Here is a 19441-nt window from a genome sequence, read left to right as displayed (position 1 = left end):
TTACTTCCCGTTTCTTTCAAAAGACGTAATTTTGCAGTTCTTAAAATATTCATTTTTTAATTTTTCAGATGCTTTCAAATTTTAAAAATCATATTTCGGCAAAATTTCCATTTTTGGAAAACAAAAAACTGTTTCTTGCTGTTAGTAGCGGATTAGACAGTATGGTTTTACTGCATTTGTTTCAGCAATTAGAATATGAAATTGCGGTTTTGCATTGTAATTTTCAGCTTCGTGGATTAGAAAGTTTTGGTGATCAGGATTTTATTCGGTACTACTGTGAAGAAAATAATATTTCATTTTTCACAACGCAGTTTGATACCGAAGCTTTTGCAAAAGATTACAAACTTTCTACCCAGATAGCAGCACGGGAACTTCGATACAGTTGGTTTTATGAATTATTAGAAACTCATAAATTCGATTACATCCTGACAGCTCATCACGCAGACGATAATCTGGAAACTTTTATCATCAACCTCAGCCGTGGTACAGGATTGGACGGGCTTGTTGGTATTCCGGAACAAAATGATAAAATTATCCGTCCGCTTTTGCCTTTTTCAAGAAAAGAAATCCTTGAATATGCCAAGGCCAATACTATTGAATGGCGTGAAGACAGCAGTAATGCTTCGAATAAATACCTTCGTAATAAAATCCGACATGATTTGATTCCAGTTTTAAAAGAAATCAATCCTAATTTTCTGAAAGCCTTCCAAAAAACGCAATCCTATTTGCAGGAGTCCAATGAAATGGCCGAAGATGCTTCGATTATGATTTACCAACAGGTAGCGAAAGAACAAGGAGAGGAAATACATTTTGATTTAAAACAGCTTAAAAAATTACCCAATTATAAATCGTATTTGTATCAGTGGCTGAATGAATTTGGTTTTCTGGCATGGAATGATATTTATGATTTAGTAGACGGACAATCAGGAAAACAGGTGTTTTCGGCAGAATTTCGATTGTTAAAAAACAGAGAGACGTTGATTTTGAGTCCGATTACAGAAACGACTGAAACAAAGGAATTTGAAATCAATAAAAACGATCAGGAAGTTAATTTTCCCTTAAAGTTGCGTCTGTGTAACGTTAGTCACATAACTATAGATTCAAATAAAGTTATATTTGTGGATGCTGAAAAAATACGTTTCCCGTTGATTTTGCGAAAATGGAAAGAAGGCGATTCTTTTCATCCTTTTGGAATGAATGGAAAGTCGAAAAAAATCAGCAAACTTTTTAAGGATGAGAAGTTATCTCTGATTGAAAAAGAAAACAGCTGGTTATTATGTTCAGACGATCAAATTGTATGGGTCGTTGGAATCAGACAGGACGAGCGATTTAAAATAGAAAACACCACAAATAATATACTTAAAATAGAACTGCAATAATGAACTTTAATCAATCCCGTCAGGCTATAACGCCAAGAAGTTTCTGGAGTAAATCCATTTTATTTTTACTGTTTTTCTTTTTTGCTTTTGCAAAAAGTAACGCTCAGGTTTTAGAGCCCGTTAAATGGACGGCTAAAATTGAGAAAAAATCAGGAAACAATGCCCTTCTAATTTTTGATGCTGTAATTGAAAAAGACTGGCACATGTATTCGCAATTTACTCCCGAAGGAGGTCCTTTGGCGTTGGAAATTTCTTTTAAAAATCAAAAAGGAAATTATGATTTGGTTGGAAAAGCCAAAGAAGGAAAAACGAAAACGGCTTATAACGATATTTTTGAGGTAAACGAAACTTTCTTTGAAGGCAAAGCGCATATTGAGCAGGAAATAAAAATCATTAATCCGAATTTAAAAACGGTTGAAGTTGAGTTTGATTTTCAGACTTGTAAAGAAGTTTGTATCAATTCAAATAAAAAATTCTCAATCGCTATTCCGGCAACATTTAAAACAGAAGCTATTCCGGTAGTAACGGAGTCAAAATTAGATGAAACCAAACAAGAAGGTCTCGCTATTGATACAGTAGAAAAAGCTGCGGATACAACAAAAAAGGTTGAAGTTGCAAAATCAAACATTGAAAAACCTGTATCTAAATCAGATGCACCGGTCTCAGATTCTCCAAGAAGTTTATGGTCCATCTTTTTTATTGCTTTTTTATCTGGTTTTGCGGCATTGTTGACACCTTGCGTGTTTCCAATGATTCCAATGACCGTAAGCTTTTTTACTAAACAAAGTAAAAGCAGGGCTAAAGGAATTCGAAATGCTGTTATTTACGGCTTCTCCATTATTGCTATTTATGTGATTTTAGGATTAATAGTGACCAAAATATTTGGTGCGGATGCATTAAATGCGCTATCAACAGATGTTTGGTTTAATCTGATTTTCTTTGTGATACTGATTATTTTTGCGACGTCATTTTTAGGGGCATTTGAAATTATGCTGCCAAATTCATGGGCAAACAAAGCAGACCAACAAGCAGATAAGGGCGGAATTATCGGAATATTATTTATGGCTTTGGCTTTGGCAATTGTATCTTTTTCATGTACAGGACCAATTGTTGGAACCTTATTAGTTGAGGCCGCTTCAAATGGAGGAATTGCTCCGGTTGTTGGAATGTTAGGATTTTCATCTGCATTAGCACTTCCATTTATGTTATTTGCCATGTTTCCCGGGTGGTTAAACTCATTGCCAAAATCAGGAGGATGGTTAAATACGGTAAAAGTGGTTTTAGGATTTTTAGAATTGGCTTTGGCTTTTAAATTTTTATCAAATGCGGATATGGTTTTACAATTGCATTTCCTGGAAAGAGAAGTTTTTATCGCCATTTGGATCGCTATTTTTGCAGCTCTGTCACTTTATTTGTTCGGAAAAATTACATTACCCCACGATAGTCCGCTACAACATATTTCAGTAGGACGATTGTATTTAGGATTGATTACACTTGTATTTACATTTTATTTGATTCCGGGACTTTGGGGAGCGCCATTAAAATTAATCAGTGCTTTTCCGCCACCTCCGCAATATAGTGAAAGTCCGTTTGGAGTAGGAGGCTCAGGAAACAGCAATACTGCCGCATCTGAAAATGGCCTGCCAAAAGGTGCCGAATCTGGCCCACACGGAATTGTAGTTTTTCATGATTATGAAGACGGTCTGGCCTATGCAAAATCAATCAACAAACCTATCATGCTGGATTTTACAGGATATGCTTGTGTGAATTGCAGAAAAATGGAGAATAATGTCTGGTCTGACAAAAGTGTATTGTCAATCTTAAAAAATGAAGTTGTGGTTATTTCGCTTTATGTTGATGATAAAAGAGAATTGCCTGAAAACGAAAAATTCAAAACAGCTGCAGGTGATGAAATTGAAACTTTTGGCGATAAATGGACCGATTTTATGATTTCAAAATATAAAACCAATACACAGCCTTTATACGTTATAACAGATTTAGAAGGAAACAATCTAAACAGTTCAAAACCAACAATCAGCTATGTTCCAACAGAAGAATATTTGCTATGGCTGAAAGAGGGGATTTCGAATTTTAAATAAATCATTTTTGCCACAGATTAAAAGGTACAAATGGATTTCTTATTATTGAAATTTATGAAAGCTTTTAATCTGTGGCTTATTTTTTAAAATAGAAAAAAAATCGACACTGTTTGGTTGCCAACTACATTTTTACTTCGAAAATTCTTCCTGTACATTTAGAAGATATTAAATGCTATATTATTTTTTAAAATAGAATGTAATATTGATGTTTTAGTATAGAATGTTTTTACTTGAATTTGTACTTTCTGATTTATTTGTTTTTTACATGAATCAGTTATGTTGTCAACCTGAATTCGATTATTACCTTCAACGGTTGAAACCGCTGACTATAGTTTATTTATTATTTTTACAACGGATGCTAAAAAAGCAAAATGTTCCCATTTAGCCCCGATTGCTACGCCAGTTCGCTTCGCTCGTGTGAAGTAAAAATCATTATAGCCCGGAGTTCGGGACATAAAATTGTAACGGAAAGCGGGACGATACTTACTGAAAAGCCTAATCTTTCTACTCCAAAAAATAATAATCGAGTTGTTTTCTATCTGATCTGCCATGCAAAATTGATCTAAAAATGATGGATTTTATATTAATAGCTGATTTAAGAATCATTGAAGATATTTACAGGTTAACTATTTTGGAAAGTAATAATTTATTTTGTGGTTTTAGATCGTAAAATGTATCCGTATTTTTTAAGGTTGAAATTAATTCAAACAAAAATCCCTCTAAGTTTTGGCTTAGAGGGATTTTCTATTAAGGCAAAGTTGAATTAACTTCTTATAAGAATTCTCCGTGTTGAGAAATATCTAATCCTAATTCTTCTTTTTCTTCAGTAACTCTTAATGGAGTAATTTTATTAACGATGAAGAATAATGCATAAGAAGCTACAAAAGCAAATACAGAAACCAATACTAATGCTTTTAATTGTGTTAAGAATAAAGTAGCATCTCCAAAAATTAAACCTTGGTTATCACCTACAACTGAATTTACAGTGTTTGATGCGAAAACTCCGGTTAACAGCATTCCTACCATTCCACCAACACCGTGACAAGCAAAAACATCAAGAGCATCGTCAATTTTTCCTTTAGGGAATTTACTTACTACAAGATTACTGATTACTGCTGCGATGATACCAATTGCCAATGCGTGAGGAATAGATACAAAACCTGCTGCCGGTGTGATGGCTACCAAACCTACAACAGCACCAATACATGCTCCCATTGCAGATAATTTATGACCTAAAATTTTATCAAGGAAAACCCATGCCATTGCTGCAGAAGCCGCCGCAACTGTTGTAGTTCCTAAAGCTTGCGCTGCCAAACTTCCTGCTCCAACTGCAGAACCCGCATTGAAACCAAACCAACCAAACCATAATAAACCTGTACCTAATAATACATAAGTAATTCTTGCAGGGTTTACTTTTTGAACTTTACGTTTACCTAAGAAGATAGCTCCAGCTAATGCAGCCCATCCAGCACTCATGTGTACTACTGTTCCACCAGCAAAATCTAAAACTCCCCATCCGAAGAATAATCCATCAGGATGCCAAGTCATGTGACATAATGGAGCGTAAATTAATAATATGAATAAAACCATGAATAATAAGTAAGCCCAGAAACGTACACGTTCAGCAAAAGCTCCTGTTATTAACGCCGGTGTAATGATTGCAAATTTTGCCTGAAACAATGCAAAAAGAATAAAAGGAATTGTTGGTGCTAGCTCCCAAGCAGTATTCGGGCTAACTCCCTGGAAAAATATATTTGAAGTAGGATCTCCTATAAATCCGCCTATTGATGGACCAAAACACAATCCAAAAGCAATAACTACCCATAGAATAGTAACAATTACCATTGCCATAAAACTTTGAAGCATAGTACTAATTACGTTTTTCTTACCAACCATACCTCCGTAGAAGAAACCTAAACCCGGTGTCATTAATAATACAAAAGCAGTTGCAACAACCATCCAAGCCGTATCCCCTGTATCCATTTTTAATTCGACAACATGGGCTCCTAATGTTTTGGATTCAGTAACAAATGAAATAGAAAAAATGGATAGTAACAAAATTGTGATAAGAATCACACTTAAAATAATTTTTCGCATAGTTATTTAGTTTTAAAAATTTTGATAAAAGTATAAAATCATTTGATACCCCCAATAAAAATAGTACCCAATGTTTAATTTTTGTTAATTTTTCATTTTACACCCCCTTAGTTTTACACCTATTCGTTAAAAATGACTTAAAATTTGTAATTTGTTAATCCCGATTATTCCAAAAATGTATTTTAATTTCGTTTTATAAGAAAAAACATGAAAATAATTTTAGTTTTAAGACTTATTGCAACATTATTTTTTCGTTTTTCTGAAAAACATTCAATAATAAATAAAAAAGGCATCAAATGATAATTCAAATGATGCCTTTCTTTTAGTGAAATATTTGGCTTATTTCTGACCGTATTTTTCCTTGTATTTTTTATTCAATTTAGTCTGATGTGTTTCGAGACTGATAGCCCTTCCCTGAATGAAGGCACTCGTAAGTTTATTAGTTCTCATATCTAAGGCATCTCCTTCAGAAATAAATAACGTAGCATCTTTTCCTGTTTCTAAAGAGCCGCAGAAGGCATCAATACCTAATAATTGAGCTGTATTAAGGGTTATTAATTGTAATGCTTTTTCTTTATCAAGTCCATAGGCAGCACTAGTTCCTGCTAAAAATGGTAAATTACGAGTGTTCATACGCTCATTGTCACCGCTATTTTCAAGACCCACAATAATTCCTTTATCTGTTAGGATTTTAGCCATTTTAAAAGGAGTTCTAACATCCTGATCGTCACTTGTTGGCATATCATGCACACGTCTTAAAAGCACTCCAATATTGTTTTTTTGCAATAAATCAGCCGTTTTATAAGCTTCAAAACCTCCTACAATAACGATTCTTTTTATTCCATTGCTCTGTGCTAACTGAATGGCATCCGTAATTTGTTTTTCTTCATCTGCATGGATGAATAAAATTTGTGAGCCGTCAAAAAGACCTTTTGTAGATTCAAAAATCAGATTTTTCTCTTTTGAAGCATCTCCTAAATAAGCTTTAGAATTAATTAGAAAGGTATTTATTTCGTTAACCTGTGTCGCATAATCTTTGTTAGGCTCAATTATTCCGGGTTCAAACCAGTTGCCGGTTCTTCTGAAACCTGACGGAAAATTTAAATGTATTCCGTCATTTTCTTTTATCACAGCATCTTCCCAGGTCCAGGCATCCAGCTGAACGATTGAAGATGTTCCCGAAATTCTCCCGCCACGAGGAACTATCTGAGCTATCAAAATTCCGTTTGGACGAACAGTCTCCGTAACTTTTGATGCAGAGTTATAAGCGATAATACTTCTTACATTCGGATTAAAATTTCCAATTTCTTCCTGATCATCAGATGATTTTACAGCATCAATCTCTACTAAACCTAAAGTAGAATTTGGAGCGATAAAACCGGGATAAACATGTTTTCCTGTAGCGTCAATAGTACTATCATAAGCATTATCTGCAAGTTTTATTGTTGAAGCATCAGCTACTAATGTGATTTTACCATCCTTAAATCCGATAGCACTCTTTTCAATTACTTTTCCGTTTCCTAAATGTGCCGTAGCATTTAGTATCAATATCGATTTGGTTTGTTTTGGCTCAGGAGTCTGCTGTGCTTTGATCTGTATTGTCATGCACAAAACCAGCAGAACTATATATATGTTTTTAATTATCATAATGGTATCTTTTTATTTTGAAAATCTTTTTAACGCTTTAGTATTGCTCCAAAGTGTCACAGTGATATTCTTTTTTCTCCTTTTTTGTTGGTTCCTGAGTACTCATTCCTTTGTTTTTTTCCTGTAACATTAGTCCAATCAGTTGATTTCTTTCTTTGGTTATGGCTTCTTGCTTCTCAAGGTCTTTTTCAATGTCATAATAAACAACACCTTCAATAATCGTTTTTTCTGCTTTGGCATAAACAGATAACGGATTATCACTCCAAAGCACTACATCTGCATCTTTACCTATTTTAATACTTCCAACTTTATCATCAATATGTAATAGTTTGGCTGGGTTTAGCGTTACAAATTTCCAGGCTTCCTCTTCTGAAATGTCACCGTATTTTACCGCTTTTGCAGCTTCCTGATTTAGCCTTCTGGACATTTCGGCATCATCCGAGTTATAAGCAACGACTAATCCTTCATTATGCATAATAGGCCCGTTGAAAGGAATAGCATCATTTACTTCAAATTTATATGCCCACCAGTCTGAAAAAGTTGAAGCACCAACACCATGTTCTTTCATTTTGTCAGCAACCTTATATCCTTCAAGAATATGCGTAAAAGTATTGACATTAAAATTAAATTTATCCGCTACCCTCATCAGCATCAATATTTCTGATTCTACATAAGAGTGACAGGTAATAAAACGTTTTTTGTTTAGGATTTCGGCCAGTGTTTGTAATTCAAGATCTACTCTTGGTGCTTTCTCTTTTTTAGAATTGGCATTGAATTTTTTCCAGCTTTCATCATATTCTTTGGCACGTTGGAAATAGTCTGTAAAAACCTGTTCAACTCCCATTCTGGTTTGAGGATAACGAGTAGGATTTACAATTCCCCAATTGGACTGCTTTACATTTTCGCCTAAAGCAAATTTGATAAATTTAGGCTGGTTTTTATACAGCATTTCATCCGGAGTTAATCCCCATTTCCATTTTACAATAGCCGAACGTCCGCCGATCGGATTAGCTGAACCGTGTAATAATTGCGAAATAGTCACGCCTCCCGCTAAATCCCTGTAAATATTAATGTCTTCAGAATTTACGACATCCTCGATCGTTACTTCGGCGGTTGAATTATGCCCGCTTTCATTTACCCCTTTTGAAATGGCGATATGCGAATGTTCATCAATAATTCCACTGGTAAGGTGCTTTCCTTTAGCATCAATAATTGTTGCTGAAGCATCTGAAATATTTTTACCGATGGAGATGATTTTGCCGTTTTTTATCAAAACATCAGTTTCGGTTAAAATTCCGTCTTTTTCATTGGTCCAAACCGTTGCATTTTTAAACAGTAAAGTCTGTGCTGTTAACTTTTTTGAATTTCCAAAAGCAATATTCGGAAAAGTGGTTGGTATGATTGGGTTTGGCTTTTCTGGTTTTACAGTATCTTTTACAACAACAAATGGAGAAGTTTTTACAGCTGTCCAGTTCACCTGAGTTCCATTGTATAATTCACCTTTTCCGGATAAATTATCTGTGTTCTCTACAAATCCTGTTAAACGGGTAAAATTTGATTTTATAGTATCATTTGATTTAATCAAAAGTGAAATCCAGTTTTTTGAAACAGAAAAAGTGTTTTTTACTTTTTTATCATCAGCAGTAGTTATTTCAGATTTTGGGGCATCTGCAGTGCCCTCAATTTTCCATTTTAAAGTTTCATTTCCAATTATCAGATTATAATTGCCGCGAATATCTTTTGCATTGATGTCGTTTATAACATATTTATTTCCCTGAACCCAATTTTCGTATAAAATTGTTTTCTCATCAAAAATTTCTCCGGAAGTGATTACAAAATTGGCAAAACTTCCTGTTTTCAAACTTCCAATTTCGTTGCTTTTTCCTAAAATCGCAGCAGGAACTGTGGTCAGTGCTTCCAGAGCTTTTGTTTTATCAAAACCGTATTTGATTGATTTTAAAAGATTAGTCCTAAAATCTTCCGTTTTTTTCAATTTGTCAGTTGTCAGGGCAAAAACGATTCCGTTATCTGACAGTACTTTGGGATTAGTAGGTGCCTGATTCCAGAAACGCATATCAGCCAGTTCTATCTGATTGGATAAATACGGATTTGAAACATCATAAGCCTCAGGAAAATTAATCGGAATAATGAATTTTGAATTGGTGTTTTTAATTTCGTCAATTCTTTCAAACTCATTCCCACTTCCTTTCAAAATATAATTTAAACCAAATTCTTTTGCAATTTTAGAAGCTCTCAAGCTGTTCAGCTTGTCCTCTGAAGCAAAAATCTGGATTAGTTTTTCATTTTCGGATAAAGCTTCTAATGATAAATCTTTAATAGCCGAATTTCCTTTTTTATACCAATCCAGATCCAGATACATTTGGCGAAGCAATGCCATAGCCCCCATTAAAGAACTTGGATAAGCCTGATTTGTTAAAGCACTTCTGTTAAACGAAAAGTGATTGGTTATTTTGTTAGAGATGATTTGATTTTTGCCGTCTGTATTATTCAAAGCGACCAAAAGTCCCGTTCCCTGTGCAACTCCGTCATGAATATGGGTTCCTACAACTCCAAAACCTGCTTTTAAAAGTTCTTCGGCTTTTGGCTGGTCATATTTAAATGTCTCATATCCGTTTAATTCAGTTAATATACTTTCATTCCAATAACGTCCTGTTTTTTTGGTATCATAAATATTGTCTTCTCTGCCTGGAGTTAAGTTGCTTTTTGGTTTTTCAATTCCAAAAGAAGTGTAAATATCAATAAATGAGGGATAAATTGTTTTTCCTTCGAGGCTAATTACAACTGCATTTTTAGGGATTGCAATATTATTTCCAACATTGACAACTTTTCCATTTTGAACAATTAAAGTTCCCTTATCTATTTTTTGAGTTGGAGTAATGTAAATTACAGCATTTGTAAAAACCGTATAATTATTGTTTTTGTTGTGTACACTTTCATTAACCGGAAAGTATTCCTGAGCATGCGTTTTTGTTAAAAAAACACTTAAGAAGATTACTAATATTATTTTTTTCATATGTAAGTATATAATTTGTTATAAAAATATGAAATATATACAATCCTACAAGTTTAATTTTTTCGATTTGTTTAGAATCTTATCTTTAGTTTAAAAAAATATCAAGAACTCTTTAAAGCATTGAACTAAAAAGAATTACTATGAAAAACAGAAATAAAATAAGGTGGGGAATTATTGGTTTGGGAAATATCGCCAATCAGTTTGCCGATGATTTAAAATTAATAGAAGATGCAGAATTAATCGCAGTTGCTTCAAGAGACATTGATAAAGCAACTGAATTTGCAAAAAAACATAATTGTAATACATTTTATGATTCTTACGATGCGCTTTTTTTAGACGATCGGGTTGATATTATTTATATAGCAACACCTCACAATTCTCATACTGAATTATCTGTTAAAGCTATGAAAAGCGGAAAACATGTATTGTGTGAAAAGCCTTTATCTTTATCTTATAATGATGCTGTAAAAATGATTGAGGCTTCAAAAAAGTATAATAAATTTTTCATGGAAGCCTTTTGGACCCGATTTATTCCTTCAATTCGGGAAGTATTATCAAAAGTGAAGAATGGAGAAATTGGCGAAATAAAATATCTTAAAGCAGATTTTGCTTATTACAACAGTGAATTAGGGATTAGACTGACAGACAAAAAATTAGGAGGCGGAGCTCTCTATGACATAGGCGTATATCCGTTGTTCCTATCATATATCATGCTCGGAATTCCGGAAGAAATCATAACAAAATCAACTTATCATACAACCGGAGTCGACCTGCAGACCACTATGATTTTGCAGTACAAATTGGCTCAGTCAGTTTTACACGCCGGTTTAGTTTCGGCTTCTGACATGAAAGCTACCATTAGCGGCACAAAAGGAAGAATTGATATTGATTCTCCCTGGTTTATGACGGAAGCCTATTCTATTATTGAAAATGAACAGGAAGAAAAATTTCGAATTCCTAATATTGGAAAAGGTTACACACATGAAGCTGTTGAATGTCATACCTGTATTAGAAATGAGCAAATCGAGAGCAAACTTTGGTCACATCAAAATAGTTTAGATTTAAGTCATATCGTCGAAAAAGTAAAAAATCAAATTGGTTTAGAATTTGATTAAATTTAAAAACAAAACTTTTTATTAATTGTAATACTTTATTTATTAAAATATTTTCTTATTTTGCCAATAATAAAAAAATATTTACAAATTAAAATAATAAAGCATGCTGATTAAAGTTTTTGGAAGCGCTGTTTTTGGAGTTGAAGCCACTACCATAACGGTAGAAGTGAATATTGATAAGGGAATTGGTTACCACTTAGTAGGTTTGCCTGATAATGCCATAAAAGAAAGCAGTTATCGTATAGCTGCAGCCCTTAAAAATAACGGTTACGCTTTACCGGGCAAAAAAATAACCATAAATATGGCACCTGCTGATTTACGAAAAGAAGGTTCTGCCTATGATTTAACACTGGCAATTGGAATTCTGATAGCTTCAGATCAGATAAAAGCAGCTGAAATTGACCGCTACATTATAATGGGAGAGCTTTCATTAGATGGTAGTCTACAATCAATAAATGGTGCACTCTCAATTGCAATTAAAGCAAAAGAAGAAGGCTATAAAGGATTTTTTCTTCCAAAGCAAAATGTGAAAGAAGCGGCCATTGTTGCCGGATTAGATGTTTATGGAGTTGAAAATGTTCAGGAAGTTATTGATTTCTTTGAAGGAAAAGGAACTTTAGAACCTACTGTTATTGATACACGAGCAGAATTTTATAAAACCTTAGATTTTCCTGAGTTTGACTTTTCGGATGTCCGCGGACAGGAAAGCATCAAACGCTGTATGGAAATTGCAGCAGCCGGAGGGCATAATATCATTCTGATTGGCCCACCCGGAGCAGGAAAAACAATGTTAGCGAAGCGTTTACCAAGTATTTTACCTCCAATGACTTTAAGAGAGGCATTAGAAACTACAAAAATTCATAGTGTCGCTGGCAAACTGAAAGAAGTTGGATTAATGAATCAAAGGCCGTTTCGCAGTCCGCATCATACTATTTCGAATGTCGCACTTGTAGGCGGAGGAAGTTATCCTCAGCCGGGTGAAATCTCAATGGCGCATAACGGTGTTTTATTTTTGGATGAATTACCGGAATTTAAAAGAGATGTTTTAGAGGTAATGCGTCAGCCTTTGGAAGATAGAGAAGTTACAATTTCAAGAGCGAAATTTACCGTAACCTACCCTTCTTCTTTTATGCTGGTAGCAAGTATGAACCCCAGTCCAAGTGGATTTTTCAACGATCCTTCGATGCCAAATACTTCTTCTCCGCATGAAATGCAACGCTATATGAGTAAAATTTCGGGTCCTTTACTAGACCGAATTGATATTCATATAGAAGTAACGCCTGTACCTTTTGAGAAATTAGCAGATGACAATAAAGCGGAAAGCAGCGTATCAATCAGAGAAAGGGTTACAGCCGCCCGGGAATTGCAATCTGTTCGATTTGAAGAATTAACAAATATTCATTACAACGCACAAATGAGCAGTAAATTAATTCGTGAATATTGTGCTCTGGACCAACAATCAAAAGAATTACTAAAAACCGCTATGGAACGTTTAAACCTTTCTGCCAGAGCTTATGACAGAATTTTAAAAGTCGCCAGAACTATTGCCGATTTAGATGCAGCTCCCCAAATAGTTTCATCACATATCGCTGAAGCAATTCAATATCGTAGTTTAGATCGTGATGGCTGGCTGGGATAAGAAAAATGATCCTTCCGTTTTTTCAATTATATATAAAAAAAAGACAACCATTTCTGATTGTCTTTTTCAATATATAAATAAGATTGCTTTTAATTATGCAATTTTAGCGATAATAGCATTAAAAGTTTCACTAGGACGCATTGCTTTGCTAACTAATTCAGGAGTTGGCTGGTAGTAACCACCAATAGCCTGAGCTTTACCCTGAGCACCAATTAATTCAGCATCAATTTTAGCTTCGTTAGCTTCAAATTCAGCAGCAATTGGAGTAAAGATTGCTTTTAATTCAGCATCTTTCGTTTGAGCAGCTAAAGCCTGAGCCCAGTAGAAAGCAAGGTAAAAGTGTGAACCACGGTTATCAATCTGACCAACTTTACGAGCCGGAGATTTATCATTTGCTAAGAATTTATCATTTGCCTGATCTAAAGTTTCAGATAAAACGATGGCTTTAGAATTATCTAAAGTCTGACCTAAATGCTCTAATGAAGCACCAAGAGCTAAAAATTCTCCAAGTGAATCCCAACGTAAGTATCCTTCCTCTGTAAATTGCTCAACGTGTTTAGGAGCAGAACCTCCCGCACCGGTTTCGAACAATCCACCACCGTTCATTAACGGAACGATAGATAACATTTTTGCAGAAGTTCCTAATTCTAAGATTGGGAATAAATCTGTTAAGTAGTCACGCAATACGTTTCCTGTCACAGAAATAGTATCTAAACCTTTGATGATTCTTTCTAAAGTAAATTCAGTAGCAGCAATCGGGTTTAAAATACGGATATCTAAGTTTGTAGTATCGTAATCTTTAAGATATTTTTGAACTTTTACGATCAATTCTCTATCGTGTGCTCTGTTTTCGTCTAACCAGAAAACAGCAGGAGTATCAGATAAACGAGCTCTGTTTACAGCCAGTTTAACCCAGTCCTGAATAGGAGCATCTTTTGCCTGACACATTCTGAAAATGTCATTGGCTTCAACGTTTTGCTCCATTAAAACAGTTCCGTTTTTATCAACAACACGAACAACTCCGTCACCTTTTATTTGAAAAGTTTTATCGTGAGATCCGTATTCTTCAGCTTTTTGAGCCATTAATCCAACATTAGGAACACTTCCCATTGTTTTAGGATCAAAAGCACCGTGTTTTTTACAGAAATCAATAGTTGCAGTATAAACTCCTGCATAACAACGATCCGGAATAACAGCAAATGTATCTTGTGCTTTACCTTCTTTGTTCCACATTTGTCCAGAAGTACGAATCATTGCCGGCATAGAAGCATCAACAATTACATCTGAAGGAACGTGTAAGTTTGTGATTCCTTTATCAGAATTAACCATTGCCAAAGCCGGACCGTTTTCGATTGCTTTAGTAATGTCAGCTTCAACTTCGGCCTGCTCAGGTCTTCCTGCAATTTTAGCATAAATATCACCTAAACCGTTTTTAGTATCAACGTTTAATTCTGCAAATAAAGTTTCGTATTTTTTGAAAAGATCAGCAAAATATACTTCAACGATAGCGCCAAAGATAATTGGGTCTGAAACTTTCATCATTGTAGCTTTTAAATGCACAGAAAGTAAAACTCCTGCAGCTTTAGCATCAGCGATTGCATCAGCAGCAAAAGCTTTTAATTTTTTTACGCTTAAAACAGAGCTGTCAATAATTTCACCTGCCTTAAGCGGCGTACTTGCTTTTAAGACAGTTGTAGTCCCGTCTTTAGCAACGAATTCTATTTTTACATCATTAGCTTCTGCAACAGTAAGTGATTTTTCACTTCCGTAGAAATCACCACTTGCCATAGAAGCAACCTTAGTTTTTGAGTCAGCAGACCATGCACCCATTGAGTGTGGATTTGCTTTTGCAAAATTCTTAACCGCTCTTGGCGCTCTACGATCAGAATTTCCTTCACGTAAAACCGGGTTTACTGCAGAACCTAAAACTTTTGCATATTTTGCTTTAATTTCTTTTTCAGCATCCGTTTGAGGATCTTCCGGAAAATTAGGAACATTGTATCCGTGAGACTGTAATTCAGCAATAGCTGCTTTTAATTGCGGTACAGATGCAGAAACGTTTGGTAATTTGATAATATTAGCTTCAGGTTGTGTCGCCAACTGACCTAATTCAGCCAAAGCATCGCCTGTTTTTTGAGCATCTGTTAATGATTCAGGGAAATTAGATAAAATTCTCCCCGCCAAAGAGATGTCTCTGGTTTCAATTGCAATACCGGCTGTAGCCGTGAAAGCCTGAACAATAGGTAATAAAGAATAAGTCGCTAATAATGGCGCCTCATCAGTTAAGGTGTAAAAAATTTTTGAATTCTGTGTCATTTTTTTTTTTTTTATAATCGTATCGCCATAGAATGACAATGTGAAAGGTATAGTCGGCTCAAAATGAGCGGAGCAAATATAGTAAAAACAGTGCGAAAACGGTGTAGTTTTCAAGAGAAATCCTCAAATTAACAGATTGCTATTTCGCAGACTTTAAATTATTAAATCAATGATTTTTGCAGTAAAAAATTATGGTTTTGGTATTTAAAAAATTTGCCTCAAAAAAAAACTCGTTTCAAATTACTTGAAACGAGTTTTTTATAACAAACAGATAAATGATTATCTTCTTTTATCTTTAATCTTAGCTTTTTTACCAGTAAGTTCTCTGAAGTAGAAAATTCTAGCTCTACGAACTGCACCTTTTTTGTTGATTTCGATTTTTTGCAAAGCTGGTAAGTTTACCGGGAAGATACGCTCAACCCCAACTGCTCCAGACATTTTACGAATCGTAAAAGTTTCTGTATTACCAGAACCTCTTCTTTGAATAACAACTCCTTTAAAAAACTGAGTTCTTGTTTTTTCACCCTCTTTAATTTCGTAGAAAACTGTGATTGTATCTCCAGCTCCAAAAACAGGGAAATCTTTTCTAGCAACGAATTCGTCCTGAACGAATTTTAATAAATCTGCCATGATAATTTTTTATTATTGTTTTATTATAGAATAACATTCACGGACCTCGCCAGAGGTTAGTCTAATTCGGGTGCAAAGATAAAAAAAAAGTTTAAAGTTTAAAGTTTTTCTTGTTTAAAGTTTTGGCACTCTGTAACTCAACCTGAAACTTGAAACCTGAAACAAATTTTATTGTTCTTCTAATAAATCCGGACGTCTGTTTTTTGTATGTTCGTACGCCATATCCTCACGCCATTTATCAATTTTAGCTGCATGCCCGCTGGTTAAAACTTCCGGAACTTTCCATCCTTTATAATCTGCAGGCCTCGTATATATAGGCCCTGAAAGCAAATTATCCTGAAAACTATCTGTCAATGCCGAAGTTTCATCGCTTAAAACGCCTGGAATTAACCTGATTAAAGCATCAGACAAAACCAAAGCCCCCAATTCTCCACCGGATAAAACGTAGTCACCTATTGAAATTTCTTTGGTAATAAAATGATCCCTAACACGCTGGTCTACACCTTTATAATGCCCGCACAAAATGATAATATTTTCATACATCGACATTGTATTCGCCATTTTCTGGTTTAGTGTTTCTCCGTCAGGCGACATATAGATGATTTCATCATACTCGCGTTGACTCTTCAAATATGTAATACAGTCGTCAATAGGCTGAACGGTCATCACCATTCCGGCTCCTCCTCCAAACGGGTAATCATCAACGCTTTTTTGTCTGTTGGTTGTGTAATCACGTAAATTATGAAAATAAACTTCGACCAAACCTTTATCAATGGCACGTTTCATAATCGAAGCTTCAAAAGGGCTTTTTAGTAATTCCGGCAAAATCGTTATAATGTCAATTCGCATTTTATTTTTTCAATAGTTCTAAGCGGCAAAGATACAAAGTAAATAGCTTCATCAAGTTCAAATAACAATGCCAATTTCAAAATTCAATGACTAATCCATACATTCCATCAGCAATAAATCACCGCTTTTATGGGTAATAATAACAATCCCATCTTTTGCGACTGCATTGCTGCTTCCTGTTCTATAACCCATTGTCAGAGTATCATTTTGCAGCGAATACTCTAAATTAGTTGAATAAATACCGCTCACAACACCAATAGGAATAAGGGAAATTGGCGTTTTTGCCGTGTACCATTTTTCGAATTTATCAGGCAGTAAAAATATTTTTGAATGATCGTCGAGAATTACGATTTTAAGTAAATTGCGGTAACGAACGATATTGGTAAGATTTGTAATCGTATGATCGGCACGTTTTCCGGTTGCCCAAACAACATTTGCTGCAGGAATTTTTCGTTCGATCAGGTAATCAAAAGCTTTCTCTAAATCGGTTTTGTCCTGATCAGGAGTATGGATAATTTCGATAGGATATTGGGATGTTTTATAAATTTCGGGATCGAATCCACGATCGAAATCCCCCAAAAGCACATCAACTTTGATTCCTAAATCAATAACACGTTCAATGGCTGAATCAAGCACAACAACAAGCGGCGACCATTCGAGCAATTGTCCTAATAATTCAGGACTACAGGCAGCTCCGTTGGCAATGATTAAAGCAGGTTCCTGATCGTCGCGAACTATATGGTGTGATGACATGCTGAATTATTATTTTTGAATGTGATGCAAATGTACGAAAGAAAGAAGTTTTTGAATGTTGATTAACGATTTTAGATTTCTGATTCTTTGAGAATCTAATTTTAATATTTTAAATCTAATAATCGTCTGTGATAATTGATTTGCCCTAAATGATAGGCTAAATGCGTCGAAAGATGAACCAGAAAAAAACCGGTTGTCATTTCTTTTTCAAAAACTATTTGCGGATAAATGGTTTCTAAATCGGCTTCAGCTAAAGAATCCAAAGTATTATTTATCATCAAAATCGTTTCGTTAATTTTGCTGATTAATTGATCTTTGGGAACCTCTTTTTCCGAAAATTCCAAAGGACGGTTTCTGACATAACCTGTTTTTCCGAGTTCGGCTCCAATATAAGTATTGAGATTTCCAATTAAATGCAGGCAGAGATTTCCTGCAGCATTAGAAATATCTTTATCTGTCCTCCAAAGCTGACTTTCGATTTGATAGGATTCTATTTCGTCTTTTAATTTATTGAGATCACGACTAAAAAGTAATTTTAAAGTTTCTATGAGCATACTTTTAAATTTTATTTTTTACCGGAATCCAGATTTCTTCTTCTGAATTGGGATCCTCTTTTTTATAATTCTCAGTCATTACAGCAAAATGAGGGCGGTCGTCGACATTGTATTCTGAGTTTGGAAGCCATTCTGTAAAAATAAAACGATAGGATTCCTCTGCTTCAGCTGCTGGCCCTTTGTGGATAAAAACGGCATATAATCCATCAGGGATAATCAAAGTTTCCATACCTGACGGAATTTCATTAAAATCAGAAACTTCAATGGCAGCCCATTTTTCAAAAGTCTTTTTAGCGTCAAAATCATTAAAATAACCAATTGAAAAAACTTCAAGCGAATACAAATTAGAATCAATTGAATTTTGGATTTCTTTTCGTTCCGGCATAAAACTGCTCCATAAACGATATGTTTTATTATCAAGAAAAGACATCGTAATATGTTTTCCAATAAGTTTTTTCTCAGCTAATATTTCAATTCTGGTGTCCATTATGCATTTATTGAATCGTATATTTTTTTGAATCTATTTCACTTAATGAAAAATAACCCAACGGATAATTGGCTTTGTTGGTTGCATTGACAATATTTCCTTTTACAGTAGCCGGCGGAGACTGAAAAGGCCCGCCAACATTACTTCCTGCAATGCTCACCAAAATACTCATATAATTGTAATACTGCTTAGAAATTCCGTAATGAGTCAGTTCAATTTCATCACCTGCCTTTAATTCATCATCGTCCGAAACGCTAAAAAATTCATTGCCCTGAAAAAACTTATCTTCATCAACATAATAATTGGACGTAACCTTATTTGAATAAAGATATCTGTACAAATAAAAATTATCAATACCTTCCGGATCATCATAATAAGCCCTGATTTCAATATCTTTTCCTGTAAAACCTCCTTCATTATTTTGTTCAATTCGGGTTATTGGCGCAACAGATTTCATCGTTTCAGTAGCGGTGTAGGTGTTTCCGTTGCTAATCACGGTCAGGGTGTATTGTTCATCAATTTCAGGTTTAAAATTATTGCAGACATACCGACCCGTTTTTTGTATTTCAATAAAATTAAATTGTTGATTTTCGCTATTCATAACAAAAATAGTTGCTCCGGAAACTACCGGAATTTTTTCCTCAAAATAACCCGTTGTCGTAGTTAGTTCTATAGATTGATGTGTTCCTGTTGTTCCTTTTTTCCAATTAATATCTGCCTGTATTACCAATTTTGGAGCAGCATTATCTAAATCAACATCAACCACTTCTTCGCAACCTGTGATAAAAATCGAAGTAAAAAACACGATTATTAAAATTATCTTTTTCATACTATATCTTTTG

Annotated in this window: 14 protein-coding genes; 4 read left to right on the top strand and 10 right to left on the bottom strand. The window is 34.6% G+C overall.

All coding sequences use genetic code 11. The features are described from left to right. Positions 1-68 precede the first annotated feature (68 nt). Together tilS and FLV_RS13770 are read left to right on the top strand one after the other, a co-directional pair. Positions 69-1379 carry a tRNA lysidine(34) synthetase TilS gene (gene tilS / locus FLV_RS13775; RefSeq protein ID WP_243234610.1) on the top strand — a complete coding sequence of 437 codons (1311 nt, stop codon included), beginning with the start codon at positions 69-71 and terminating at the stop codon, positions 1377-1379. After that, complete coding sequence (locus FLV_RS13770) at positions 1379-3478, top strand: protein-disulfide reductase DsbD family protein (protein WP_243234609.1); 2100 nt, start codon at positions 1379-1381, stop codon at positions 3476-3478. Before tilS ends, FLV_RS13770 begins: the two co-directional genes overlap by 1 nt. A gap of 771 nt (positions 3479-4249) precedes the next feature. On the opposite strand, the gene FLV_RS13765 is transcribed toward FLV_RS13770, so the two are convergent. The 3 genes from FLV_RS13765 to FLV_RS13755 all read right to left on the bottom strand — a co-directional run bounded on the left by FLV_RS13765 (position 4250) and on the right by FLV_RS13755 (position 10256). Next, complete coding sequence (locus FLV_RS13765; protein WP_243234608.1) at positions 4250-5575, bottom strand: ammonium transporter; 1326 nt, start codon at positions 5573-5575, stop codon at positions 4250-4252. Positions 5576-5914: 339 nt separating this feature from the next. Further along, complete coding sequence (locus FLV_RS13760; RefSeq protein ID WP_243234606.1) at positions 5915-7222, bottom strand: amidohydrolase family protein; 1308 nt, start codon at positions 7220-7222, stop codon at positions 5915-5917. Between the two features lie 37 nt (positions 7223-7259). Next, entirely contained in the window at positions 7260-10256 is a 2997-nt protein-coding gene (locus FLV_RS13755) for an amidohydrolase family protein (RefSeq protein WP_243234601.1), read from the bottom strand. A gap of 140 nt (positions 10257-10396) precedes the next feature. Between FLV_RS13755 and FLV_RS13750 the strand changes: the two genes are divergently transcribed. Both FLV_RS13750 and FLV_RS13745 read left to right on the top strand, forming a co-directional pair. After that, positions 10397-11371, top strand: a complete 975-nt coding sequence (locus FLV_RS13750) for a Gfo/Idh/MocA family protein (protein ID WP_243234600.1) — start codon at positions 10397-10399, stop codon at positions 11369-11371. Between the two features lie 103 nt (positions 11372-11474). Continuing rightward, positions 11475-13010, top strand: coding sequence for a YifB family Mg chelatase-like AAA ATPase (locus FLV_RS13745; protein WP_243234599.1), 1536 nt, complete (start codon positions 11475-11477; stop codon positions 13008-13010). A 93-nt stretch (positions 13011-13103) separates the two neighbouring features. On the opposite strand, the gene FLV_RS13740 is transcribed toward FLV_RS13745, so the two are convergent. The 7 genes from FLV_RS13740 to FLV_RS13710 all read right to left on the bottom strand — a co-directional run bounded on the left by FLV_RS13740 (position 13104) and on the right by FLV_RS13710 (position 19428). After that, on the bottom strand, positions 13104-15326 hold the full coding sequence (locus FLV_RS13740) for an NADP-dependent isocitrate dehydrogenase (RefSeq protein ID WP_243234598.1): 2223 nt from the start codon (positions 15324-15326) through the stop codon (positions 13104-13106). A 279-nt stretch (positions 15327-15605) separates the two neighbouring features. Further along, complete coding sequence (rplS, locus tag FLV_RS13735) at positions 15606-15956, bottom strand: 50S ribosomal protein L19 (protein WP_243234597.1); 351 nt, start codon at positions 15954-15956, stop codon at positions 15606-15608. Positions 15957-16124: 168 nt separating this feature from the next. Beyond that, positions 16125-16805, bottom strand: coding sequence for a tRNA (guanosine(37)-N1)-methyltransferase TrmD (gene trmD / locus FLV_RS13730; protein ID WP_243234596.1), 681 nt, complete (start codon positions 16803-16805; stop codon positions 16125-16127). 90 nt (positions 16806-16895) lie between these two features. Further along, positions 16896-17558 carry a thiamine diphosphokinase gene (locus FLV_RS13725; RefSeq protein ID WP_243234595.1) on the bottom strand — a complete coding sequence of 221 codons (663 nt, stop codon included), beginning with the start codon at positions 17556-17558 and terminating at the stop codon, positions 16896-16898. Between the two features lie 101 nt (positions 17559-17659). Then, complete coding sequence (locus tag FLV_RS13720; RefSeq protein ID WP_243234594.1) at positions 17660-18112, bottom strand: DinB family protein; 453 nt, start codon at positions 18110-18112, stop codon at positions 17660-17662. 4 nt (positions 18113-18116) lie between these two features. Next, positions 18117-18599, bottom strand: coding sequence for a GyrI-like domain-containing protein (locus tag FLV_RS13715; RefSeq protein ID WP_243234593.1), 483 nt, complete (start codon positions 18597-18599; stop codon positions 18117-18119). A 7-nt stretch (positions 18600-18606) separates the two neighbouring features. Continuing rightward, the gene (locus tag FLV_RS13710; RefSeq protein ID WP_243234592.1) at positions 18607-19428 is read right to left on the bottom strand and encodes a DUF4249 domain-containing protein; all 822 of its coding nucleotides are present in this window, start codon (positions 19426-19428) and stop codon (positions 18607-18609) included. Positions 19429-19441 lie beyond the last annotated feature (13 nt).

Source organism: Flavobacterium pectinovorum, from assembly GCF_022802975.1.
GTDB lineage: Bacteria > Bacteroidota > Bacteroidia > Flavobacteriales > Flavobacteriaceae > Flavobacterium > Flavobacterium pectinovorum_B.
This window is presented reverse-complemented; position numbering and strand designations above follow the sequence as displayed.

Bases quoted from the DNA above. Each gene is read 5' to 3' on its own strand.
- FLV_RS13710 (WP_243234592.1), bottom strand. From the start codon at position 19,428: ATGAAAAAGATAATTTTAATAATCGTGTTTTTTACTTCGATTTTTATC.
- FLV_RS13720 (WP_243234594.1), bottom strand. From the start codon at position 18,112: ATGCTCATAGAAACTTTAAAATTACTTTTTAGTCGTGATCTCAATAAA.
- FLV_RS13740 (WP_243234598.1), bottom strand. From the start codon at position 15,326: ATGACACAGAATTCAAAAATTTTTTACACCTTAACTGATGAGGCGCCA.
- FLV_RS13725 (WP_243234595.1), bottom strand. From the start codon at position 17,558: ATGTCATCACACCATATAGTTCGCGACGATCAGGAACCTGCTTTAATC.
- FLV_RS13760 (WP_243234606.1), bottom strand. From the start codon at position 7,222: ATGATAATTAAAAACATATATATAGTTCTGCTGGTTTTGTGCATGACA.
- FLV_RS13745 (WP_243234599.1), top strand. From the start codon at position 11,475: ATGCTGATTAAAGTTTTTGGAAGCGCTGTTTTTGGAGTTGAAGCCACT.
- tilS (WP_243234610.1), top strand. From the start codon at position 69: ATGCTTTCAAATTTTAAAAATCATATTTCGGCAAAATTTCCATTTTTG.
- FLV_RS13755 (WP_243234601.1), bottom strand. From the start codon at position 10,256: ATGAAAAAAATAATATTAGTAATCTTCTTAAGTGTTTTTTTAACAAAA.
- FLV_RS13770 (WP_243234609.1), top strand. From the start codon at position 1,379: ATGAACTTTAATCAATCCCGTCAGGCTATAACGCCAAGAAGTTTCTGG.
- FLV_RS13750 (WP_243234600.1), top strand. From the start codon at position 10,397: ATGAAAAACAGAAATAAAATAAGGTGGGGAATTATTGGTTTGGGAAAT.
- trmD (WP_243234596.1), bottom strand. From the start codon at position 16,805: ATGCGAATTGACATTATAACGATTTTGCCGGAATTACTAAAAAGCCCT.
- rplS (WP_243234597.1), bottom strand. From the start codon at position 15,956: ATGGCAGATTTATTAAAATTCGTTCAGGACGAATTCGTTGCTAGAAAA.
- FLV_RS13765 (WP_243234608.1), bottom strand. From the start codon at position 5,575: ATGCGAAAAATTATTTTAAGTGTGATTCTTATCACAATTTTGTTACTA.
- FLV_RS13715 (WP_243234593.1), bottom strand. From the start codon at position 18,599: ATGGACACCAGAATTGAAATATTAGCTGAGAAAAAACTTATTGGAAAA.